19 protein-coding genes are annotated in these 23,253 nt (G+C 63.4%); 10 read left to right on the top strand and 9 right to left on the bottom strand.

Annotation, left to right across the window (positions count from 1 at the left end):
* Positions 1-8: 8 nt before the first annotated feature.
* Positions 9-944, bottom strand: coding sequence for a LysR family transcriptional regulator (locus AB4Y85_RS06605; protein WP_441984078.1), 936 nt, complete (start codon positions 942-944; stop codon positions 9-11).
* Positions 945-1,095: 151 nt separating this feature from the next.
* Between AB4Y85_RS06605 and wrbA the strand changes: the two genes are divergently transcribed.
* Positions 1,096-1,698, top strand: a complete 603-nt coding sequence (wrbA, locus tag AB4Y85_RS06600; RefSeq protein WP_441984077.1) for an NAD(P)H:quinone oxidoreductase — start codon at positions 1,096-1,098, stop codon at positions 1,696-1,698.
* A 21-nt stretch (positions 1,699-1,719) separates the two neighbouring features.
* On the opposite strand, the gene AB4Y85_RS06595 is transcribed toward wrbA, so the two are convergent.
* Positions 1,720-2,685, bottom strand: a complete 966-nt coding sequence (locus AB4Y85_RS06595) for an L-threonylcarbamoyladenylate synthase (RefSeq protein WP_441984076.1) — start codon at positions 2,683-2,685, stop codon at positions 1,720-1,722.
* A gap of 147 nt (positions 2,686-2,832) precedes the next feature.
* On the opposite strand from AB4Y85_RS06595, the gene AB4Y85_RS06590 reads away from it, so the two are divergent.
* From AB4Y85_RS06590 to AB4Y85_RS06575, 4 genes are all read left to right on the top strand, one after another.
* Complete coding sequence (locus AB4Y85_RS06590) at positions 2,833-4,611, top strand: acyl-CoA dehydrogenase (RefSeq protein WP_441984075.1); 1,779 nt, start codon at positions 2,833-2,835, stop codon at positions 4,609-4,611.
* A gap of 4 nt (positions 4,612-4,615) precedes the next feature.
* Positions 4,616-5,464 carry an SDR family oxidoreductase gene (locus AB4Y85_RS06585; protein ID WP_441984074.1) on the top strand — a complete coding sequence of 283 codons (849 nt, stop codon included), beginning with the start codon at positions 4,616-4,618 and terminating at the stop codon, positions 5,462-5,464.
* Positions 5,465-5,672: 208 nt separating this feature from the next.
* Complete coding sequence (locus tag AB4Y85_RS06580; protein ID WP_441984073.1) at positions 5,673-6,668, top strand: magnesium transporter CorA family protein; 996 nt, start codon at positions 5,673-5,675, stop codon at positions 6,666-6,668.
* A 238-nt stretch (positions 6,669-6,906) separates the two neighbouring features.
* Complete coding sequence (locus AB4Y85_RS06575; protein WP_441984072.1) at positions 6,907-7,659, top strand: SOS response-associated peptidase; 753 nt, start codon at positions 6,907-6,909, stop codon at positions 7,657-7,659.
* 259 nt (positions 7,660-7,918) lie between these two features.
* Here AB4Y85_RS06575 and AB4Y85_RS06570 read toward each other — a convergent pair whose 3' ends face one another.
* Positions 7,919-9,787: a TRAP transporter large permease subunit gene (locus tag AB4Y85_RS06570; protein ID WP_441984071.1), complete on the bottom strand. Its 1,869-nt coding sequence runs from the start codon at positions 9,785-9,787 to the stop codon at positions 7,919-7,921.
* Between the two features lie 112 nt (positions 9,788-9,899).
* On the bottom strand, positions 9,900-10,955 hold the full coding sequence (locus tag AB4Y85_RS06565) for a LacI family DNA-binding transcriptional regulator (RefSeq protein ID WP_441984070.1): 1,056 nt from the start codon (positions 10,953-10,955) through the stop codon (positions 9,900-9,902).
* Positions 10,956-11,061: 106 nt separating this feature from the next.
* Here AB4Y85_RS06565 and AB4Y85_RS06560 point away from each other — a divergent pair, with 106 nt between their 5' ends.
* The 4 genes from AB4Y85_RS06560 (at position 11,062) to AB4Y85_RS06545 (ending at position 15,272) form a co-directional block, all read left to right on the top strand.
* A complete protein-coding gene (locus tag AB4Y85_RS06560; RefSeq protein WP_441984069.1) occupies positions 11,062-12,078 on the top strand; it encodes a TRAP transporter substrate-binding protein in 1,017 nt (338 codons plus the stop codon).
* A gap of 85 nt (positions 12,079-12,163) precedes the next feature.
* The gene (locus AB4Y85_RS06555) at positions 12,164-12,703 is read left to right on the top strand and encodes a VOC family protein (RefSeq protein ID WP_441984068.1); all 540 of its coding nucleotides are present in this window, start codon (positions 12,164-12,166) and stop codon (positions 12,701-12,703) included.
* Between the two features lie 8 nt (positions 12,704-12,711).
* Positions 12,712-13,971 carry a ribulose-bisphosphate carboxylase large subunit family protein gene (locus tag AB4Y85_RS06550; protein ID WP_441984067.1) on the top strand — a complete coding sequence of 420 codons (1,260 nt, stop codon included), beginning with the start codon at positions 12,712-12,714 and terminating at the stop codon, positions 13,969-13,971.
* A 14-nt stretch (positions 13,972-13,985) separates the two neighbouring features.
* Positions 13,986-15,272 (top strand): four-carbon acid sugar kinase family protein, encoded by a 1,287-nt coding sequence (locus tag AB4Y85_RS06545; protein WP_441984066.1) that lies wholly within the window; start codon positions 13,986-13,988, stop codon positions 15,270-15,272.
* A gap of 10 nt (positions 15,273-15,282) precedes the next feature.
* Here the strand turns inward: AB4Y85_RS06545 and AB4Y85_RS06540 are convergent, their stop codons facing one another.
* Positions 15,283-16,539, bottom strand: coding sequence for a class I SAM-dependent RNA methyltransferase (locus tag AB4Y85_RS06540; protein WP_441984065.1), 1,257 nt, complete (start codon positions 16,537-16,539; stop codon positions 15,283-15,285).
* Entirely contained in the window at positions 16,532-17,260 is a 729-nt protein-coding gene (locus AB4Y85_RS06535; protein ID WP_441984064.1) for a TlyA family RNA methyltransferase, read from the bottom strand. The genes AB4Y85_RS06540 and AB4Y85_RS06535 overlap by 8 nt, the downstream gene beginning before the upstream one ends.
* A 107-nt stretch (positions 17,261-17,367) precedes the next feature.
* On the opposite strand from AB4Y85_RS06535, the gene AB4Y85_RS06530 reads away from it, so the two are divergent.
* Positions 17,368-18,081, top strand: a complete 714-nt coding sequence (locus AB4Y85_RS06530; protein WP_441984063.1) for a superoxide dismutase — start codon at positions 17,368-17,370, stop codon at positions 18,079-18,081.
* A 188-nt stretch (positions 18,082-18,269) separates the two neighbouring features.
* On the opposite strand, the gene dxs is transcribed toward AB4Y85_RS06530, so the two are convergent.
* The 3 genes from dxs to AB4Y85_RS06515 form a co-directional block, all read right to left on the bottom strand.
* Positions 18,270-20,180 carry a 1-deoxy-D-xylulose-5-phosphate synthase gene (gene dxs, locus AB4Y85_RS06525; protein ID WP_441984062.1) on the bottom strand — a complete coding sequence of 637 codons (1,911 nt, stop codon included), beginning with the start codon at positions 20,178-20,180 and terminating at the stop codon, positions 18,270-18,272.
* Positions 20,181-20,275: 95 nt separating this feature from the next.
* A complete protein-coding gene (locus tag AB4Y85_RS06520; RefSeq protein ID WP_441984061.1) occupies positions 20,276-20,524 on the bottom strand; it encodes an exodeoxyribonuclease VII small subunit in 249 nt (82 codons plus the stop codon).
* Between the two features lie 36 nt (positions 20,525-20,560).
* Positions 20,561-23,251 (bottom strand): DUF2339 domain-containing protein, encoded by a 2,691-nt coding sequence (locus AB4Y85_RS06515; protein WP_441984060.1) that lies wholly within the window; start codon positions 23,249-23,251, stop codon positions 20,561-20,563.
* Positions 23,252-23,253 lie beyond the last annotated feature (2 nt).

The following is a 23,253-nucleotide window of genomic DNA, read 5'->3' as shown; positions in this document are numbered from 1 at the left end:
CCGGTGCTTTAGCGTTTTCCGCCGCCCTCGATCCAGCGCTTCTGCTTGCCGATCTCGGCTGCCATGAAATCCATGAAGGCGCGCACGCGCGCCGATTGGCGAAGATCGGGATGGGTGAGGAGCCACAGGCCCGCCGAGAAATCCGGGTTGATGTCCGAGAGCCGCACGAGATTGGGGCTCGCATCCGCGATGAAGCAGGGCAGGGGGCCGATGCCCGTGCCGGCCTCCACCGCTTCCGCGAGGCCGAGCACCGTGTTGACCTTGTAGACGAGGTTCTCAGGCGCAACACGCTCGCGCACGAAGCGCGCTGCTTTCAGCGCCGCGAGGTTGTCGCCCAGCGCGACCCAGGGGCGGTTGTAGATGTCGAGGGAGTTGATGTCGGCCGGGCCCTGGTAATTCAGGAAATCCACGGCGCGGCCATAGATCGCCCAGGCGATGGTCGCGACGCGGCGGCCGACCAGTGTTTCCGGCGGATCGTCGGTGGCGCGGATCGCCACATCCGCATCGCGCTTCGAGAGGTTTAGTGCCTGATTGGCGAGCACCACATCGAGCCGCATCTCCGGGCAGGCGGTGATGAAGCGCGCGAAGATATGCGTGAGCAAGTGGACGAGAAGAGTGTCGTTGGTGGTAACCCGCAGCTCGCCTGCCGGGGCCACGGCCTGGCCTGCCAACTTGCGGGTGAAGGAGGTGACGTTCTCCTCCATCTGCTCGGCGAGCGCCGACATCTCCTCGCCCGCAGGCGTCAGCACATAGCCTGTGCGGTGGCGCTCGAAGAGCTTGACCGCGAGATTCTGCTCCATCTGGCCGAGCCTGCGGAAAACCGTGGAATGGTTGACCCCAAGCCTCTCGGCCGCACCCGCCAAGCCGTTGGCTTCAGCGATGATTTTCACGAGCTTGAAATCATCCCAGTCGAGGTTCTGCTGCTTGGCCATGATATCTTGCATTGGTGCAATGGAGATCCTGCATATCTAACATTTGTTTTGCAGACTGGAAAGCTTATCCTGTCTTAGTCACAAGATTGCAGGACGGTCACCTCCGAACCATGATTCCGGAGCTTCGATCGCTTGCGTCACATCCGTCATGATTGGAGATCCCATGACCAAGGTTCTGGTGCTGTATTATTCGTCCTGGGGACATATCGAGCAGATGGCTTACGCGGCTGCCGAAGGCGCGCGCGAAGCCGGTGCCGAGGTCGTCGTGAAGCGCGTGCCTGAGCTCGTGCCCGACGAGATCGCCAAGGCCGCTCACTACAAGACCGACCAGAAGGCCGAGATCGCCACCGTCGAGGAATTGCCGGAATACGACGCGATCATCATCGGCACGCCGACCCGCTACGGCACAATGACCGCGCAGATGAAGAACTTCCTCGACCAGACCGGCGGTCTGTGGGCGCAGGGCAAGCTGATCGGCAAGGTCGGCTCGATCTTCACCTCCACCGCCACTCAGCACGGCGGCCAGGAAGCCACCATCCTCACCACGATCCCGGTGCTGCTGCATCATGGCATGGTGGTCGTCGGTCTGCCCTACTCGTTCCAGGGCCAGATGGGCGTCGACCAGATCCGTGGCGGCTCGCCCTACGGTGCTTCGACCGTTGCCGCCGGCGACGGCTCGCGCCAGCCGAGCGAGATCGATCTCGACGGCGCCCGCTTCCAGGGCAAGCACGTCGCGCAGATCGCCGCGAAGCTCGCAGCGAAATAAGGCCCGCATTCGCGGAGCGGGCTACCGCTCCGCGGCGGCGCGCCGGAGGCGGTCGTTGATGGCTTCGCCAAGGCGGGTCTCGGGAATGGGTGCAACGGCGATGGTCGGCGCGCCCGATGCGTCGAGCTTTCTCAAATAAGAAAACAGATGAGCGGCGGCCTCCCTGAGGTCGCCGTTTTCGCTTAAGTTGAGCATTGCTTTCGCGGTCTCGTTGCCCGGCAGGATTTGCGCGCCGAACAGCATCGCAGCCTCTCCCGGTTCGATCCGCTTCGCATTCAACCGCACCTGCGCGCGCGGCGCGTAGTGCGAGGCCAGCATGCCTGGCGCGAGCGGGTTCTTCTCGCCCTCCACGCCATTTTCCAGCCGCTGCCCGATCAACTCCTCGATTGCCTCTCGCGGCACGCCGCCGGGGCGCAGCAGGCGCGGTACACCTTCGAGGCAGGACACGATGGTGGATTCGACGCCGACCTCCGTCGCGCCGCCATCAAGCACCGCATCGATGCGCCCATCGAGGTCGCCGAGTACGTGATCGGCATCGGTCGGGCTGACCCAGCCTGAGCGATTGGCGGATGGAGCCGCGACAGGGCGGCCGGTCGCCTCCAGAAGCGCGTGGGCGAGGGGATGGGCCGGAACGCGCAGGCCCACGCTGTCGAGGCCCGCTCGGGCTAGCTCGGACACGGTGCAGGTCTCGGCCACCGGCACCACGAGGGTGAGCGGGCCGGGCCAGAAAGCTTCCGCGAGGCGACGGGCGGTCTCGTTGAAGATGCCCTGCACCTTTGCCGCCTCGAAGCTTGCCACATGGGCGATCAGCGGGTTGAAGCTCGGGCGCTCCTTGGCGGCATAGATGCCCGCGACCGCGTCGGCATCGGTGGCATCGGCGCCGAGGCCGTAGACTGTCTCTGTCGGGAACGCCACGAGCCCGCCACGCCGCAGGATCGCGGCAGCCTCCGTGATGCCGGCCTCATTGGCGGCAAGACGTTGCGTCATAAGCATTGACCCGTGATCGTTCACCTCTAAACTGTCCTTTGCCCAGGCCACCGGCCATTTCCAAGCCGTGGATGATACCTTGGGCGGGTTTAATGGCGCGGGAGAACGCGTCAATATCAAAAAGCCGAAGCTTTGAGAGGAAATATTATGACTTATCGCGCGCCCGTGTCGGACATTGTCTTCACCATGCGACACGTGGCGGGGCTCGACCGGGCTGTCGATGAAGGCCTCTATGGCGATCTCACTCCCGATCTCGCCCAGGCGATCCTGGAAGAGGCCGGACGCTTCGCCAATAACGTGATCGCGCCCCTCAACCGCGAGGGCGACAAGCATGGCGTGACGTTGAAGGACGGCGAGGTCACGACGGCTCCCGGCTGGAAGGAGGCCTACAAGGGCTGGACCGAGGCGGGATGGAACGCGCTTCCGGGACCGGTGGATTATGGTGGGCAGGGCTTGCCGACGCTGCTCAACTCGGCCTGCGTCGAGATGTGGAACGCCGCCTCCATGGCATTCGGCATTGGGCCAGTGCTCACCCACGGTGCCATCGAGGCGCTGGTTCAGCACGGCTCCGAGGACCTGAAAAGCCGTTATCTCGAAAAGCTCGTCTCAGGCGAGTGGACGGCGACGATGAACCTCACCGAGCCGCAGGCGGGCTCCGATCTCGCGGCCATTCGCTCGCGCGCCGAGCCCATGGGCGACGGCACTTATCGCATCACCGGCCAGAAGATCTTCATCACCTATGGCGAGCACGATCTGACCGACAACATCATCCATCTCGTGCTGGCGCGTCTGCCGGATGCGCCACAAGGCACGCGCGGCATTTCGCTGTTCCTCGTTCCGAAGTTCATGCCGGACGGCACGCGCAACGACCTGCGTTGCCACAGCATCGAGCACAAGCTCGGCATCCATGCCTCGCCCACATGCACCATGATTTTCGGCGATAATGGCGGCGCTGTCGGCTGGCTCGTCGGCGAGGAAAATCGCGGGCTCAACTGCATGTTCACGATGATGAACAACGCGCGCCTCGCGGTGGGATTACAGGGTGTCGCCATTGCGGAGCGCGCCTATCAGCAGGCTCTCGCCTATGCGCATGAACGGCGCCAGGGCCGCGCCATTGGTGCGGCGGAAGGCATGAGCCCAATCGCAGCGCACCCTGATGTGCAGCGCAATCTGCTCACCATGAAGGCGCTCACTGCGGCTGCACGCGCGATCTGCTACATGACTGCGGAGGGTATCGACCGGGCGCATCTCGAACAGGATGCAACGAAGGCCAAGACAGCAAACGAGCGCGCTTCGCTGCTTACGCCCGTGGCGAAAGCCTTCTCCACCGATATCGGCGTCGAGGTTGCGTCACTTGGCGTGCAGGTCCATGGCGGCATGGGCTTCATCGAGGAGACGGGCGCGGCGCAGCACTTCCGCGATGCGCGCATCGCGCCGATCTATGAGGGCACCAACGGTATCCAGGCCATCGATCTCGTGGCGCGCAAGCTGCCGCTCTCCGGAGGCGAGACCGTGCGGGCGCAGATCGCCTCCATGCGCGCCATCGTCGCGCGCGTCATGAAAGAAGGAACACCCGCCTTCGGCGCAACCGCATCTCGCTTGCGGGATGCCATCGAGAGCCTTGATCGGGCGACGAGCTACATGCTGCAATCTCTCTCATCCAACGCGCAGGGCGAGGCGCTTGCAGGCGCAACGCCTTACCTTCGCCTCTTCGCTCTCGCGCAGGGCGGTGCGGCACTGGCGGAGGCTGCACTCGCCGCGAATGCCATGATCGCTGGCGGCGACAACGATCCGGCCCATGCGGGACGCATCGCGCTGTGCCGGTTCTTTGCGGAGAACATCGCGGTTGGAGCCAGCGGCCTCGAAGAGACTGTCCTTGGAGGCGCGGGCTTCCTGCAGGATGCGAACCTGGCATTGGCGAGTTGATTCCATGACACTCAAAGGCAAGACGCTTTTCATCACCGGAGCCTCGCGCGGCATCGGTCTCGCCATCGGCCTTCGGGCGGCGCGGGACGGCGCGAATGTGGTTATCGCGGCCAAGACCACTGATCCGCATCCCAAGCTCCCCGGTACCATCTACACGACGGCGGAGGAGATCGAGAAGGCGGGCGGCAAAGCCCTTCCGTTGGTCGTCGATGTTCGCGACGAGGCGGCGGTGAGCGGGGCCATCGACAAGGCCGTCGCAACCTTCGGCGGGCTCGATATCGTGGTGAATAACGCCAGCGCCATCAGCCTCACGCCGACGACGATGACGGATATGAAGCGGTTCGATCTGATGCACCAGATCAACACGCGGGGCACCTACATGGTCTCGAAATATGCGATCCCGCATCTGGAAAAGGCCGAGAATCCGCACATCCTCATGCTCTCGCCACCGCTCGACATGAGCGAGAAATGGTTCGCGCCGCATCTGGCCTATTCGCTGGCGAAATACGGCATGAGCCTGTGCGTGCTGGGGCTTGCGGGCGAGCTGAGGCCCAAGGGCATCGCCGTCAACGCCCTGTGGCCGCGCACGACCATCGCGACGAGCGCGGTGAAGAACCTGCTCGGCGGCGACGAGATCGTGCAGGCGAGCCGCACACCGGAGATCCTGGCCGATGCTGCCCATGCGATTTTCCGGAAGCCCTCCAAGAGCTTCTCCGGCCATTTCCTCATCGACGACGTCTTCCTGAGCGGGGAGGGCGTGAGCGATTTCGAGAAGTACCGGGTCGATCCGTCAAAGCCCTTGATGCCGGATTTCTTCGTGCCGGACGATACGCCGCCGCTGTCATCATTGTGACATGTGCTGGTGATCCCGCTCATTTCACACAATCCTCATCGTGAGCGGCGTCTCGAAGGATTTTCCAGTGCGCTTTGGAGCCCCCTTCGAGGCGGTCACTTTGCGACTTCCTCAGGATGAGGATAGTGTTTCTTTGAAACGTGGGTGGCCGGGGCAAATCCGGCCATACAGGTTGAAATAACGAAAACTCCCAGCGGCGGAGATGTGCATGATCCTCATCCACAGGCCAGGACAGGTCCTGACCCATTTGGGCGAGTCCCTCGACCGATATGCTTTGGCGCCGGGTGAGCCGATCCCTGAGGATGCTCTGTGGATCGACATTGTCGAGCCGACCCGCGATGAGGACAGGCTCGTCGAGGCCCACCTCCATATCGAAATCCCTACCCGCGAGGAAATGGCGGATATCGAACCGTCCGAAATTCTCTATCGCGAGAACAACGCGAGCTACATGACCGCGCGTGTGCTGTGCAGCTCCGATACGGACAATCCCAAGCTCATCGACGTGTCCTTCATCCTGACCGAGCGCGCCCTCGTGACCGTGCGCTACGGCGAGCCGCGTTCGTTCAACATGTTCATGGCCCGCGCCGGCAAGCCTGGCGGCTGCCGCCACCAACCGGAGGCGGTTCTGGACGGGCTGATCGAGACCATCATCGACCGGGCAGCGGAAATTCTTGCCCTGATAGGCAAGCGGATCGACCGGCTTTCGCAATCGATCTTCGAGACGGAGAGGCATAAGGCCCGACGCACCGCCGCCTTCCGGGCGGCCCTGAAATCCATCGGGCGCAAGGGCGATGTGATCTCGAATGTGCGCGAGAGCATGGTCTCCGTGGAGCGCCTGCTGCTGTTCCTCTCCGCCACCATGCCGCGCCCGCAGAAGGCGCGCGGCTATCAGGCCGAATGGCGTACAACCTTGCGCGACGTGCAATCCATCGAGGAGCATGCGACCTTTCTTTCCAACAAGGTCCAGTTTCTTCTGGATGCGACCCTCGGACTCGTCGCCATCGAGCAGAACGACATCGCCAAGATCTTCTCGGTGATGTCCGTGATCTTTCTGCCGCCGACTCTCGTATCGTCGCTCTACGGCATGAATTTTCACAACATGCCGGAGCTGGAGTGGAAGCTCGGCTATCCTTGGGCCATCGCACTTATGATCTTTGCCGCCGTGGTGCCTTACCTGATCTTCCGCTGGCGGCGGTGGCTGTGAGGATTTGACTTTCGCGACCTATTCTGGACGCTTAGACCTCACCCGTTCCACCACACAGCCTCACCCTGAGGAGGTCACGGAGTGACCGTCTCGAAGGGCGGGGCGTCTCCAGTGTTCTCTGGACGATCCTTCGAGACGCTGCCTTCAGCGGCTCCTCAGGATGAGGGCGGAGGGGTGGAAAGCAAGTAGGCGTGGATGGCCGGATCAAGTCCGGCCATGACGAGAGGGGTCATCAACCATGTGCGGACGCTACGCGATCACCCTGCCTCCCGAGGCCTATCGGGATTTCTTCGGCTATTCCGAGCAGCCGAATTTCCCGCCGCGCTTCAACGTAGCCCCGACGCAGCCGGTGCCCATCGTGCTGGAGGAAAAGGGCGAGCGTCATTTCATGCTGGTGCGGTGGGGCTTCCTGCCGTCCTGGGTGAAGGACCCGAAGGATTTTCCGCTCGTCATCAATGCGCGTGGCGAGACGCTGGAAACGAAGCCGACCTTCAAAGCGGCGGTCAAGCGGCGGCGCTGCATCTTTCTCGTGGACGGTTTCTATGAATGGCGGCGGGAGGGGCGCGAGAAGACACCGTTCCTCATTCGCCAGCGCAACCGCAAGCCGCTGCCGATGGCGGGATTGTGGGGGACCTACAGCAGTCCCGATGGTTCCGAGATCGACACCGCTGCCATTGTCACGACGGACGCCAATGGCATCATGTCCGCCGTTCACGACCGGATGCCGGTCATCCTGTCGGAGGAGGATATCGCCGCCTGGCTCGATGTGCGGGACGAGCGCGCCGATGTGATGCGTCTCGTACGGCCGTGCCCCGACGACTGGCTCGATCTGGTGCCGGTGTCGAGCCGCGTGAACAAGGTCGAGAACGACGATCCCGGCCTGCTGGAGCCGCTTTCCGCGCCCGAGCCTGCGCCGGTCAACGAGAAGAAGCCGAAAGCGAAAAAGCCACTCTCCAGCGATGAGGACGATCAGGGGCAGTTGCCGTTCTGAAAGAGGTGCGGCGCTATTTTCATGTATCGCCGCTAAAGAATGAAGCGTGGGTTTCCCTCCCCCCCTTGTGGGGAGGGCCAGGGTGGGGGTGGCGGCGGCACGCTGGTCCAGTTCGTCGCCAACACCCCCACCTCCAACTCCTCCCCATCGCAAGTCGGGTGTTCCCGACTTGCGATGGGCGAAAGACAAGTCTCGGGCAAGCCCGAGGCTTGTGGGGGAGGAGGGTTAGGTCGGTGCATCCAGAACTAGCTTGTCATGCTCAGAGATAAGCAATCGACAGGGCGGGCACCAAGGCGATGATCAGCAGACCGATGAACAGGGCGCCGATATAGGGCCAGATCGCGCCCATGGCCTCGTCCGGCGAGACATTGCCGATCTTGCACGCGATGTAGAAGCCGACCCCGATGGGCGGCGCCATCAGGCCGATATTCATCGCGGTGACGACCACCATCGAATAATGGATGTCGTTGATGCCGAGATTCTTCGCGATGGGGTACATGATGGGCGCCAGCAGCACGATGGCGGGCAGGCCCTCCAGCACGCAGCCCAGCACCATGAACACGGCAATCGTGACCATCATGTAGGTGACCCAGCCGCCCGGAAGATCGGTCACGAGGGCAGCCATCTTGAAGGCGAAGCCGGTCTGGGTGAGTGCCCAGGCCATGGCCGAGGCCGTGCCGAGAATGATGAGGATCGCGCCGGAGAGGGCGGCGGTCTCCACCAGCATGTCGTAGATTTTCCCGGGACGGATGCCGCCATAGAGCACCATGCCGATGACCATCGCGTAGACGACGGCGATGGTGGAGACTTCCGTCGCCGTTGCGATGCCGCCGCCGACCGCGCTGCGGATCAGGAAGGGCAGAACCAAGGCAGGGGCCGCAACCACGAGGGCCTTGCCGACCGCTTTCATCGGAGCGCGCCGAATGCCGTCCATCACTTCTCCGCGTGCCTTCCAGCGCGCGAGGATGGCGAGCACGGCGAGCAGCACCATCGCGATCACGAAGCCGGAGGTGAAGAGGCCCGCAATCGAGACACCCGCCACGGAACCCAGCACGATGAGCACGATAGAGGGCGGCACCGTATCGGCCATGGCCGCGCCCGTTGCGAGAAGCGCGATCATCTCCTTTGGCTTATGTCCGCGCCGCTTCATCTCCGGGAAGAGGGCGGGCGCGACGGTCGCCATGTCGGAGACTTTCGAGCCGGAAATTCCGGATACGAGGAAGAGCGAGCCCAGCAGAACATAGGACATGCCGGCTTTTACGTGGCCCAGAAGAGAGGCCAGGAATTCCACGATGGCCTTGCCCATGCCCGTCGCGTCCAGGATGCAGCCCAGCAGCACGAAGATCGGAACGGATACGAGAACAAGGCTCGACATGCCTTCATCGATGCGCCCGATCATGACGATGTTCGGCAGCGGGCTCGTGAAGGTCATGAAGGCCAAAGCGCCGAGGCCGAAGCAGAAGCCGATCGGCACGCCGATGGCGAGGAAGAAGGCCACAAAGCCGACGAGGAAGATGAGGATGTTGAAATAGCCGAGGGAGGGTAGCGATGGCGACAACAGCCACAGGATCAGCAAGGCTACCGCAATCACGCCAGCTGCTGCCGCGAGATTCGTGACACTGGAATTGCGGACCGCGTCGCGGAGAGCCAGCGCTGCCATCAATGCAATGCCGACAGGAAGTGCCGAGACGCGCCAGCTCATGGGAATGCCGAGCGCTGCTGCGGTAATGTATGATTCCTCGATGACGTAATCGATGGCAGGCCAGAGCATCCCGAGCAGGAACACCGCGACGAGCAACGGACCGAGCGCCGAGAAGAAACTGCGGATCCGCTCCGGCATCATCTGGAGGAAAAGGGTGAGGCGCAGGTGCTCGTTGCGGTCGATGGCGATGACGGCGCCGAGCATGGCGAGCCACAGGAAGCAGATCGCCGCGGCCTCATCGATCCAGACTACGGGAAGCGAGAGCACATAGCGCGACGTGACGCCCATGAGCAGGAGGCCGACAATCGTCACCAGAAAAAGCGCGGCGATGAATTCGACCGGGCGTAAAAACCGCGATCCGCCTTGAAGTCCGATAGGCGGCGCTTCCAGCGCCTCCATTTGCATGCTCTCAGTGGCCATGGTCATTTGCTCCTCCCAAAATCTTTGCCGTTATCTTCGTCTGCATGGCTGTGACAGTCGTCATTGAAATCGTGCGGCGCTTGATGATGCGCTCTTCTTGGTCTTGTGATGCTGCATGTCAGGGCAGGTTTTCCCTAAATACCACCTCGACCCGCATCGGGTCCGAGGCGCTTTCCACCTTGCGGCCTTCGCGCAGATCCCTGAACAGGGTCGCGCATTTGAGGATGGTGTCTTCCGCGCTCTGCGTGATGACGGCATCCATCGTTCCGTCGAGCAGGAATTCGCGCGTATCGCTCGTCAGGCCGTGGCCGACGAAGACCACATCGCTCTCGCGCCGCGCATCCTTCAGCGCACGCCCGATGCCGGAAGCGCCGCCGCCGATATTGTAGATGCCGTCGAGATCCGGGTGATGCGTGAGCAGCGCGCGCATCTGTCGGTAGTTGAGAGCCTCATCGTCGTGGCCTTCGCGCAGGCCCACCACGTTGATGTCGGGGTAGAGCTCCTGAAGGATGTCGAGGAAGCCCATCTCGCGCTCGCCATGGGCGCGGTAGCTCAGGCTTCCGGCAATCATCGCCACTTTCGCCGGACGCTTGCTGATGAAGCGCGCGAGAAGATAGCCGGCCATGCGGCCCGCCGCGCGGTTATCGAGGCCGAAATAGGCGGTGCGGCCTGGGCTCGCTACATCGGAGATGAGCGTCACCACCGGCGTGCCCGCCGCCGTGATGCGATTGACGGCTTCGCGCACCATGGGATGCTCGATAGCCATGAAGGCAATGCCGTCCGCCTGCTTGGCGTGGCGCTGGAGCGTTTTCGCTAACAGGTCCGGGTTGAAGCTCGGGATGTATTCGACAGTCGGCTTGATGGAGAAGCGCTCGAGTTGCGGCCCCATCTCGGAGACCATGCGGCCGAGCATCGTGATGTAGCGGTTGTTCCCCTCGGGCAGGATGAACGAGATCTGCGACAGCGGGCGCACATCGCGGGCGCGCTCATCGCTCTCGTCCACATAGCCGAGTTCCGCCGCGGCCTTCATCACGCGCTTGACCGTCAGCGCTTTCACGCCGGAGCGGCCGTTGAGCACGCGGTCTACGGTGGCCGTCGAGACATCGGCCAGCTTGGCGATATCCACGATGGTGACCTTGCGGCTCAGAAGGGAAGTGTTGATGAGAATGCTCATTTAGTTACATCAAAAACCATCAAATTTATGATTTGACCACATCAGTAATATGACTGATTTTTGTTTTCGGAAAGAGCAAAACATCTTTTTGGGAGGATTTACGCCAATGACGATCTCCAGAAGGTCACTCATCAAAGGCCTCGCCGCAGCACCTGCCGCCGTCAGCCTTTTCACGATTCCGCGCTATGCGAAGGCCGCTGAAATCACCCTACGCTACGGCAACAATCTGCCGCTCTCGCATCCGCTGAACATCCGCGCCAAAGAAGCTGCGGACCGGATCGCGAAGGAGACGGATGGCCGCGTGGAGATGCTGATCTTCCCGGCGAACCAGCTCGGCGGCGACACCGACATGCTGTCGCAGGTGCGTAACGGCGCGCTCACCTTCTTCACGCCTTCCGCGCTCGTTATCGCGACCCTCGTGCCGGTGGCGGCGATCAACGCGGTCGGCTTCGCGTTCAAGGATTACAACCAGGTCTGGGCGGCCATGGATGGCCCCGTCGGCGCATATGTGCGCAAGGCCATCGCCGATTCGCGGCTGTATGCGCTCGAGACCATGTGGGACAACGGCTTCCGCCAGATGACCACGAGCGGCGCGCCCATCGAGAGCGCCGCGAGCATGAAGGGCCTGAAGATCCGCGTGCCGGTGAGCCCGATCAGCGTATCGATGTTCTCCGGCCTCGGCGCCGCACCCGCCAGCCTTCAGTTCAGCGAAGTCTACACCGCGCTCCAGACGAAGGTGGTGGACGCGCAGGAAAACCCGCTGCCGATCATCCAGGTCGCGAAGCTCTACGAGGTGCAGTCTTCCTGCGCGCTCACCAACCACATCTGGGACGGCTACTGGTTCATCGCCAACGGTCGCCAATGGGCCGGGATGCCTGCCAATGTGCAGGAGATCGTCTCTCGCGCCATCAACGAGGCAGGCCTCAAGCAGCGTGGCGACATCAAGGCGCTCAACGACTCGGTTCAGGCCGATCTGCAGAGCAAGGGCCTCAAGTTCAACCAGTGCGACACCGAGAGCTTCCGCGCGAAGCTGCGCGAGGCGGGCTTCTACACTGAGTGGAAGCAGAAGTTCGGCGCCGAGGCTTGGGGCCATCTCGAAAGCGTCGTCGGAACGCTCGCTTAAAAACCATCACGGGATCCGGGCGAAACCCGGATCTCTTCTTTCCCTGCGCGGAGTTGTCCGCGCTTAAAGATTCCGCAGGTCGAGAATGAGCCGATTTCTGGGTGAGATCAGGCAGGCCGGTTATGTCGTCGACGACATCGAGGCCGCCATGGATTATTGGACGCGCGTGCTGGGCGTCGGCCCGTTCTTCTACAAGGAACGCGTGCCGATCGTGAATTACACCTATCGCGGCAAGTCCTACGAGCCGCACAATTCGGTGGCGCTCGCGAATTCCGGCCCGCTCCAGATCGAGCTGATCCAGACCCGCAACGATGCGCCGTCCATGTATCGCGACTTCAAGCAGGCCGGTCATCGCGGCCTGCAGCATATGGCCTATTGGACTGAAAACTACGACGCCGATCTCGAACGCCTGATGATTCAGGGCTTCAAGCCCGTCATGAGCGGCGAAGTGGGCGAGCGCGGACGCTTCGTCTATTTCGATACCGAATACCACCCTGGTACAGTCATCGAGCTGTCGGAAGTGGCTGGCCCGAAGGGCAAGATGTTCCAGATGATCCGCGACGCCTCCGAGACATGGGATGGAAGCGATCCCGTGCGTCCGTTCCCGGATCTTTCCCAACTCTGAGAAGCGCGATGTCTGACGCACATTACGAGGCCACATATCTCGTCGAGACGCCTCTGCCGCTGGAAAAGGTCGCCGAGGTCATGGCCGGCGAGCAATCCTGCGGCACCTTCACCCGCGTCGAGGGTGAAACCGATGAGCTGCGTGCGCGAGCCCGCGCCACCGTCGTTTCGATCCACGACAAGGGCGAAGTCGAAGGCGCTGTGCGCAGCGCCTGGCTCGACCGCAAGGGTTATCCGACCAAGTCGCGCCAGGGCGTGATCGTGGTGCGATTTCCGGTGGCGAATGTGGGCGTCAACCTGTCGACGTTGGCTGCCACTGTCGCGGGCAACCTCTTCGATCTCGGCGAGGTCACGGGCCTGCGTCTGGAATCGATCAGGCTGCCGAGTGCCTATCGCAATCAATATGTCCTGCCGCGTCATGGCGTGCAGGGAACGCGTAAGCTTACCGGTGTCGCGTCGGGCGCGCTGATCGGCTCGATCATCAAGCCCAATGTCGGTTTGTCGGCTGAGGACATCGCATCCCTGGTGGAGCGCCTCTGCGCAGCCGGTCTCGACTTCATCAAGGACGATGAGATCGCGGCCAATCCGGTTCATGCGCCGCTCGCCAAGCGCATTCCCGCCGTGATGGCAGCCGTCCGTCGTCATCAGGACAAGACCGGCAAGCATGTGATGGTCGCGTTCAACATCAGCGACGAGACCGACGCCATGCGCCGCCATGCTGACCTCGTCGCGCGAGAGGGCGGAAGCTGCGTGATGGCGAGCCTCAACTGGTGCGGCTATTCCAGCGTTGAGACCCTGCGCCGCAGCACCGATCTCGTGATCCATGGACACCGCAATGGCTACGGCGCTTTCTCGCGCCACCCCGCGCTCGGCATCGGGTATCAGGCCTACCAGACGCTATGGCGTTTGGCGGGCGTCGACCACATGCATGTGCACGGCCTTGGCGGAAAATTCGCGCAGGAAGACGCGGAAGTTGTGGCGAGTGCGCTCGACTGCCTGAACCCGATGTCCGATGTGGACGATAGGGTCATGCCCGCCTTTTCGTCCGGCCAATGGGCTGGAACCGTGGAGCAGACCTATCGCGCGGTCGGCACGTCCGATCTGCTGTTCATGGCGGGCGGCGGCGTGATGGCGCATCCCGGCGGTCCTGCCGAGGGTGTGGCGAGCATCCGTGAGGCTTGGCGCGCGGTCGAGGCGGGCGAGGATCTGGCATCCGCGCGCAAGCAGCACCGCTCGCTGGACGATGCCTACGCCTTCTTCGCCAAATAAAACGGGAGGCAGCATTGGCCCCGTCCTACGGATGGTATGGCGACGATTTCACCGGTGCGACGGATACATTGGCAACAATCGCCCGTCGGGGCAGGCGCGCCTTTCTGTTCTTGCGCGTGCCGGAGGAACGGCACCTTTCCGAGCTGAACGATCTCGACGCCATCGGCATCGCCGGTGCGGCACGCACCATGACGCAAGCCGAGATGCAGGCGGAGCTTGCACCCGTCGGCGCGTTCTTCCGCAAGACCGGCGTGAGCGTGCTGCATTACAAATGCTGCTCCACTTTCGACAGCGCGCTGGAGCGCGGAAACCTTGCGGCGGCGGTCGCAACTCTGCGCGATTATGTGGAGAGCACGACGATTGCCATCATCGGCGGTCAGCCATCGCTGGGGCGCTATTGCGCCTTCTCCAATCTCTTCGCAACGTTTGGTGCGAAGGGAGAAGCATTCCGCCTCGACCGTCACCCGACCATGAGCCGCCACCCGGCGACGCCGATGAATGAGGCCGATCTGGCGAAGCACATCGCTTCGCTCGGGCTGTCAGATGTCGGTTCCGTTCACTGGCCGCTCATCGATCAGGGCGTTGAAGCTCTTGCCGCCGAGTGGGAGCGCTTGTCAGGCAGCGCCTCCGCTGTGCTGTTCGATGCGCTCACGCCGGCGCACATCGCAGCTATCGGGCAGCTGTGCCGCGCGGTGAGCGGCAAGCGTTCCTTGCTGATCGTCGGCGCAAGCAGTGTCGCGCAGGCCTGTTTCGAGGAGACGGGGGCAGCAGCCGTTAGGCCAAATGTTTCAGCCGAGGGGCCGGTTCTCGCTTTCGTCGGCAGCTTGTCGCCCATGACGCGGATCCAGGTTGCCGCCGCGCAATCCTATCACCGCATCTCCATCGATCCTGAGAGCCTCACCGCGAGCGAAGCCGCGCGTGAGCAGATCATCGGGAAAGCGGTTGAGGGGCTGTCGCAAGGTCTCAACGTCATGCTTTCGACCGCGCCGGAATCGGGCGAAGCGCCGAAATCTTCCATGGATACCCTCGCGGATTGCAGCGCCGCTCTCGTCGATGGCGTTCTCAAGCGCCATCGCGTGAGCCGCCTCGCGGTCGCGGGCGGCGATACGTCGAGCAAGATCGTCGGACAGCTTGGCTTCTGGGGCCTCGCCTATCACGGACAGATCAGCAACGGCGTCGCGGTGAGCCTTGCGCGTAGCGACGACCGGGACCGGGACAACATGATCGTCATGCTCAAAGGCGGCCAGATGGGTCACGAGCAGCTGTTCGAGACATTCCTTGAACGGGATCCGGCCTGGTAGAGAGCCAACGTCACCGCCTGCGCGTGGGCTTCGCTTTCTCGCGCGTCAAGATTCCGACGACCTCCAGATGCGGAGAGTGCTTGAACTGATCAACGGGGATCACCCGTTCCAGCTTGAAGCCAGCGCCGATCAGGATCGCCGCATCTCGCGCGAAGGTCGCGGCATCGCAGGAGACGCTCACGACGAGCGGCACCTTCGACGCGGCAATCTGCTTCACCTGCGCCTCCGCACCCGCGCGCGGCGGGTCGATCACCACCGCATCGAAGGTGTTGAGTTCGAGCGTCAGCAGCGGTCTGCGGAAAAGGTCGCGCGCTTCCGTGCTCACGCGGCGCAGGCCCGGTGTTGCCCGAAACGCCTTGTCGAGGGCCGCCATGGAGCCTTTGTCGTATTCGACCGCATGCACTTCCGATTTTTCGGCAAGCCGCAGCGAGAACGGTCCCGATCCGGCAAAGAGATCGGCCACGCGCTTCGCGCGTCCGCAAGCCTCGGTGACGTAAGCAGCCAGCGTTTCCTCTCCGAGGCGCGTCGCCTGAAGGAACGTTCCGGCGGGCGGCACTACCGAGGCGCGGCCCATCGCGATGGCGGGCGGGCGTCTTTCTACGATCACGTCGCCATGCATCGACAGGCGCGACACGTCGAGCTTGCCCGCCAGATCGATGAGGCGCAGACGTTCCTGATCCTTGATCGGACCATGCCCGCGCACATCCACGTCGAAGCCGGTCTGCGTGTTGGTGATCTGAATGTCGAGCGGCTTGCGGGCGCCCTTCAGGTGCTCGCCGATGGCGCGCGCGATGACGGGCGCTTGCTCCTTTAAGGCGGGCTCGGCGATGGGACAGAATTCGATCTCGACGATTGTGTGGCTTCGCGGGGCCATGAAGCCCACATGCATGGCGCGATCCGGGAAGCGCACATGCAATGTCACGCGGCGGCGGCCTTCTCCATGTGCATCCACCATCGCATCGATGGGCGCTTCGAGGCGGGCCTGACGCAGGGTGTGAACGAGCGTTTCCTGCTTCCACGCCTGATAGAAGCCGTGCTTCATGTGCTGCGTCGCGCAGCCGCCGCATTCATCGAAATAGGGACAGAAGGGTGTCTCGCGCTCAGGCGATGGAACATCCACGCTGATGAGATGCGCATGCGATCCGTCGCGTTCGATGGTGACGGTCTCACCCGGCAGCACCTTCGGCACGAAGACGGGGCCGGATGCGGTATCCGCAATCCCGTCAGCCTTTGCGCCGAGGCGCTTGATCGTTACCTGCTCAGCCACGGCGAGCTCCCAATAAGAATTCACGATTGCCGTCACCGCCTTCGATGGGGGAGGGCACGATATCCATTACATTAAACCCAAGCGAGACGACGAAGGCCTTGATGTCATCGCACACGTCGCGATGCACGGCCTCGTCGCGCACGATACCCTTCTTCACGCGCTCGCGCCCGGCCTCGAATTGCGGCTTCACCAGCAATGCCAACTTGGCACGCGGCTTCAGCAGCGCGATGGCGGGCGGCAGGACGAGTTTGAGCGAGATGAAACTTACATCGGAAACCAGAAGATCCGCCGGTTCGGGGATGAGTTCCGGCGTCAGCGCCCGCGCATCGGTGCCCTCAAGGTTGGTCACGCGTGGATCGTCGGCCACCTTCGGATGCAGCTGGCCGCGGCCGACATCGACTGCGTAGACATGGGCGGCATCCCGCATCAGCAGCACTTCGGTAAAGCCGCCTGTGGAGGCACCGATGTCGAGGCAGGTCATACCTTTGGGGTCGATGCCGAACGCATCCAGGGCGGCTGCGAGCTTCACCCCGCCGCGAGAGACGTAAGGATGCGGCTGCACCGCCGTGAACACCGCATCATCGGGCACGGTCTCGGAAGCCTTGCGGACGGCGATGCCGTTTACAGTCACGAGGCCGGCCGTGATCGCCTCCTGAGCCCTGGCGCGGCTCTGGAAGAAACCTCGCTCGACCAGAACCACGTCGGCACGCTTATTCGTCATGGCTGGGTACTTCCCAAGACATCACAATTCCTTCAGGGGTCGGAACCAACCTCCGCCCTATCTCATATCCGTTCAACGCCCGAGATTGGCCAAGCGGAGACCGCCCCATGATGAGCCGCCGACATCTTCTTGCCGGAGCAACCCTGCTCGCGACCAGCGCTGCCATCCCGCGCGCCTGGGCGCAAGCCCCATCAGCGCCCTTCAAGCTCGATCCTCTGCCATATGCTCCGTCCAAGAACGAGCCGCATATCGACGCGCAGACCATGGAACTGCACCATGACAAGCACCATGCGGCCTATGTCAACAATCTCAACACGGCGCTCAGCCAGAACGGCGAGGCCGCGAATGTGCCGTTGCATGAGATGCTGGCCAATCTCGATAAAGTGCCCGAGAGCATCCGCACCACTGTCCGCAACAGCGGCGGAGGCCACGCCAACCACACCATGTTCTGGCAGATCATGGGCGGCTCCGGCGGCGAACCGAGCGGCAATCTGAAGAGCGCCATCGACCGGGATCTCGGCGGTTTCCAGAAGTTCCAGACCGATTTCAACACGGCGGGCGAGAAGCAGTTCGGCTCCGGCTGGGTCTTCGTGACGGTTGCCCGCGACGGCAAGCTCGGCATCATCGCCAAGCCCAACCAGGACACGCCGCTCATGGACGGCCAGCGCGTGCTGATGGGCAACGACGTGTGGGAGCACGCCTATTACCTGAAGTACCAGAACCGCCGGCCGGAATATCTGAAGGCGTGGTGGAATGTGCTTGATTGGAGCAAGATCGGCCAACGCTATGCGGCTGCGAAGGCGGGGACGCTGACGATTTGAAGATCGGTTGTCATTCCGGGGCGAGCAATAGCGAGAGCCCGGAACCCATAAACACGGCGATGCAGAAGAAAGCCGTACGCCTATCGCGTCATTCTGCGATGTTGGCGGTTATGGGTTTCCACGTCTTCGGCGCGGCCCTTCGGGTCGGGCTCGCCTGCGGCGCCCCGGAATGACAGAGGTTTTGTGCTTCAAGCCCGCGCCTTGCGCGTCTCTTCCCGGCCGAGCGCCTCGAACACCTTGGTGACGATCCCTGCCGCGTCGAGGCCCGCCTGCGAATACATGCGCTCGGGCTTGTCCTGATCCTGATAGATGTCCGGCAGCACCATGGAGCGCACCTTCAGCGTCCCGCGATCCAGCGCGCCCTTGTCGGCGAGCAATTGCATCACGAAGGAGCCGAAGCCGCCGATGGAGCCTTCCTCGATGGTGACGAGAACCTCGTGGTCGCGGGCAAGGCGAAGGATCAGTTCCTCGTCGAGGGGCTTGGCGAAGCGGGCATCGGCCACGGTGGTGGAGAGGCCTCGCGCCTCCAACTCCTCGGCGGCCTTCAGTGCTTCGGCAAGACGCGTGCCGAGCGAGAGAAGGGCGATGCGGCTGCCTTCCTTGACGATGCGGCCCTTGCCGATCTCCAGCGGAATGCCCTTCTCGGGCATGTCGACGCCCACACCTTCTCCGCGCGGATAGCGGAAGGCGATGGGTCCGGTATCGTAGGCCGCGGCGGTCGCCACCATGTGCACCAACTCCGCCTCGTCGGCGGCGGCCATGATGACCATGTTGGGCAGGCAGCCGAGATAGGCGATGTCGAAGGAGCCTGCATGGGTCGCGCCATCGGCGCCCACAAGGCCCGCCCGGTCGAGGGCGAAGCGCACCGGCAGGTTCTGGATCGCGACGTCGTGCACGATCTGGTCGTAGGCGCGCTGCATGAAGGTGGAATAGATCGCGCAGAACGGCTTGTAGCCTTCCGTCGCCATGCCGGCGGCAAACGTCACCGCGTGCTGCTCGGCGATGCCGACATCGAAGGTGCGGGCCGGGAATTCCTTGCCGAACATGTCGATGCCCGTGCCGGTGGGCATGGCGGCTGTCACGGCGACGATCTTGTCGTCGGCTTGCGCTTCCTTGATTAGGCTCTCGCCGAACACCTTGGTGTAGGAGGGCGCATTGGCCTTGGCCTTGGTTTGCGCGCCGGTCACCACGTCGAAGGTGACGACGCCGTGATACTTGTCGGCGGCGGCTTCCGCGGGCGCGTAGCCCTTGCCCTTCTGCGTGACCACATGGACCAGGATCGGGCCGGTGCCCGTATCGCGCACGTTCTTCAGGATCGGCAGCAGGTGGTCGAGGTTATGGCCGTCGATGGGGCCGACATAATAGAAGCCGAGCTCCTCGAACATCGTGCCGCCGGTCCAGAAGCCGCGGGCGAATTCCTCGGCGCGCTGGGCCTTCTCGTAGATGAATTTCGGCAACTTTTTCGCCAGCTGCTTGGCGGTCTCGCGGATGCCGCGATAGGTGCCGCCGGAAACGAGGCGGGCGAGATAGGACGACATGGCGCCGGTGGGCGGCGCGATGGACATGTCGTTGTCGTTGAGGATGACGATGAGGCGCGAATGCATGGCGCCTGCGTTGTTCATGGCCTCATAGGCCATACCGGCGGACATGGCGCCGTCGCCGATCACGGCGATCACGTTGTTCTTCCGGCCCTCCAAGTCTCGCGCCACGGCCATGCCGAGGCCCGCCGAGATCGAGGTGGAGGAATGGGCCGCGCCGAAGGGGTCGTATTCGCTCTCCGAGCGCTTGGTGAAGCCCGACAGGCCATCGGCCTGCCGCAGGGTGCGGATGCGGTCGCGGCGGCCGGTGAGGATCTTGTGCGGATAGGCCTGATGGCCCACGTCCCAGATCACCCGGTCGTTGGGGGTGTCGAACACGTAGTGCAGGGCCACCGTCAGTTCCACGACGCCTAAACCCGCGCCGAGATGGCCGCCGGTCACAGACACGGCGCTGATCGTCTCGGTCCGCAGCTCATCCGCCACCTGCCTGAGCTGATTCTCAGGAAGCTGACGGAGGTCTTCCGGGGTCTTGATGGTGTCGAGGAGGGGTGTGGACAACATACTCTCGCGCGGATTTACGCCCAGGGGCAAACCATGGAGATAAGGAGGAGGGCAGGCCCGGTCAAATGAAGTCCAGGCATTTCCTCGAACCTTGACTATTCGGCCACGTCGAGCGGGGCCGTGCCGGAGGCGACGCCGTCGGGGCCGATGGTGATCTTCTCGATGCGGGCTTCCGCCTTCTTGAGAAGCTGCTCGCAATGCTTCTTCAGGGCTTCGCCGCGCTCGTAGATGGCAATCGAATCTTCCAGAGGCACGTCTCCGCGCTCCAGCCGGCGGACGATATCCTCAAGCTCGGCTAGGGCCTTCTCGAAGGGGAGGGTCTTGATGGACGTGGTATCGGTCATGCAGTGATCCGCCAGAAATGTCGTTGGGCCGCTCTCTCACGAGATTGCGGCATTGCTCGGTCGTTGTGCGAGGAGCCTCTGATAAACGAGGCCGATGCCGATGAGAACAAGCCCGAGGCCGATAAATGACAGGGCTCGCATCACGCCCTCCAGGTTAGCGAGGTCGATGATGAACACCTTCAGAACGGCGAGAACAAGGTAGACCGCCGAGGCGAGGCGCGCAAAGCGGTTGTCCCGCAGCAGGCCGAAGCCGAGCAGGGCGATGCCGATGACGAGGAGCGCCACCGAATAACTCCATTGCTCGCCCTGGCTGAAGCCTCGCCAGAAGATGCCAAGGTGAGGACCCTGGAAAATCAGCCGAATTTGCAGGGCCACATAGGCCCATTGCAGGGCGAGAGCGAGAATTGCGGAGGCCATGGAATACGACCATGGCCGGACATTCCGCTCCGTCAGGGCCAAGGCTCCGGCCAGGATCGAGGGCAGCAGATAGGCGATGATCAGGCTGTTGAAAACGATCCCACCCACAATCTCGTCGTTGGTGATGAGCGGGTTCTCGACCACGAGGAGCCCGATGGCCGCGAGCCCGAAAGAGACGACCTTGAAGATCAAGGAACCCCAACGGTAGACCGGATCGGCCCTTCTCACGTCGAGGCGGGTGAGCAGGATCGCGAAGACGAGACTTTCTGTCGCAAGGAGGCCCGCCTCCATGAGGCTGAAATCCGTGGCCAGAGGATTGCCCGCGTGGAGCGCGTGGCGGATCTCGAAGAAGACCAGGAAGACCGCAAAGACGATGCTCAAGCTCTCAGTCAGCTGCACGATACGGTCGCGACCGGAGCGCTCCAGCAGGCGGCTTGCCAGCAGGAAGGCAATTGCCGGAAAGCCATAGCCCCATAGCAGCCAGTTGAAGATCACCGGCCCAGGGTCCCCACCGACGATGGTCGGGCTCCAGATGAGGCGGCCGAGGATGATGAGGCCGATGGCACCCACCGCGTAGCGAAGGGTCGGGATTGCGATGCGCTCCGAAATCCAGGCTGTGCCAAGCGCGGCGAGCGCGAAGGCGACCGTCAGCATGCCCTTGTCGAGAGCGAAGGTGAGGCCGAGCGCCAGGGCGGCCAGCGCGGCGGAGGCCGTTGCGCCGAGGCCGAGGCGGATGGCGCCGTTCTCGCTCCGGCGCATCAGCCATTGCGAGGCCAGCACGAAGGCAAGGCCCACCACGCCCGCGACCACGGCAAAGGACAGGCTGCGCTCGAAATTCGTGACCCGCCAATAGGCGGCGATGAGCGCGAGCAGCGGCCCGACGCTTGCGGCACCGGCATACCAGGCGGCAACCGGCAGGCGCAGGTTTCGCGATATGGCCAGCCGCAACAGGGACGCACAGGCGATGAAAGCCGGCAGAAGCGCGGCGAGGATCAGGTAGGTGCTGAGCGCGTGCGGACGAACGGCGAAGGCGTCCCCGGACTGGTAGAACAGGTTCTCCGGCGTATCGCCGATGTCGCTTGCGAGCGGCCAGACCAGAAGGGCTCCCGCTGCCAGCAACGCCGCGCTGGCTGTCGCCGAAGCGACGGAAGCGGCGCGAAAGCCCGCCGCCAGCAGCACGAAGGCCAGGGCCGTCACGAAGACCGGGCGTCCGTCGCCCGTCACGACGGCACTCGCCACGACGATGCCCGTTGCCGCAAAGGCGGCGAGCACCGCGCTCGCGAACCTGTCTGTCCGTGCCTCTTCATCCGGCACATGACGATAGGGATCGATGCCGAGGAAGAAGGCGGCGAGACCGGCCTGGAGCACGAGATGCACCATGGCGGGCAGGGTGTTGGATGGTTCGATGAAGAAAATCGGGAAGGCCCACATCAGGGCTCCGACAGAGGCGGCGAGCGCCAGCCAGCGCCAGAGGCGCAGGCGCGCCACGCCGAAGGCGGGCAGCATCACGAAGGCGAGATAGATCACGAGTGCCCAGGGCTGCGGATCGTCCGAGGAGACGAGGAGCGGGCTTCCCATGGCGCCAATGAGGCCGAGCGCCGCCAGCACCGGGCCATGGAGCGTCGCGGCCACCATGGTCAGGACTGCGATGATGCCGAGCAGCACGAAGGTCGCGGCAGAGCTGATCAGGTCGTAGAGCGCATAGGCCGCGTAGGCCGTGGCAAAGGCGGTGCAGGTTCCGGCGGCGGTCAGGATGCTCGGCACATTGGCGCTGGGAATGCCGGGCAGCGCGAAAGCGCTCTCGCGGCGGCGCAGCCACTCGCCGGTGCCGATGAGCGCCAGAGCGAAGAGACCGCCAAGCGCAATGCGGGTTTCCGGCTGAAGAAGATTCTGCTCGATGGAATAACGCACGAGGAAGATGCCGCCGAGCGCCAGCGCCACGCCGCCGACCCACACGGCCCAACGGGAACCGAGCTTTTCCTCGAAACCCTGGCGCGGTGGCGCAGGCTGTGCCGGTGCTGCCGGAATGGCGGGAACAGGTGCGGTGAAACGAGGCTCTTCCGGTTGCGCAGGATGCGTTTCAATGATCGGGGCCGCTTCCGCTGCCTGCGTCGTCGGCTCCGACGGGGGAGGAGCTGCCTGCGCTTTCAACAGGCGCAACTCACCTTCCATCCTGTTGAGACGATCCTGAAGAACAACCAGGCTCTTCTTGGCGGATATCCCGACCACGAGGGCCACGATCACGCCGACGATGATGCCCAGCGGCAGCACGCCGATGGCCAGGATGAGAAGAAGTTCGAGCGCGTCCACGG

This window comes from Microvirga sp. 2YAF29 (genome assembly GCF_052114605.1).
Classification (GTDB): Bacteria; Pseudomonadota; Alphaproteobacteria; order Rhizobiales; family Beijerinckiaceae; genus Microvirga.
This window is presented reverse-complemented; position numbering and strand designations above follow the sequence as displayed.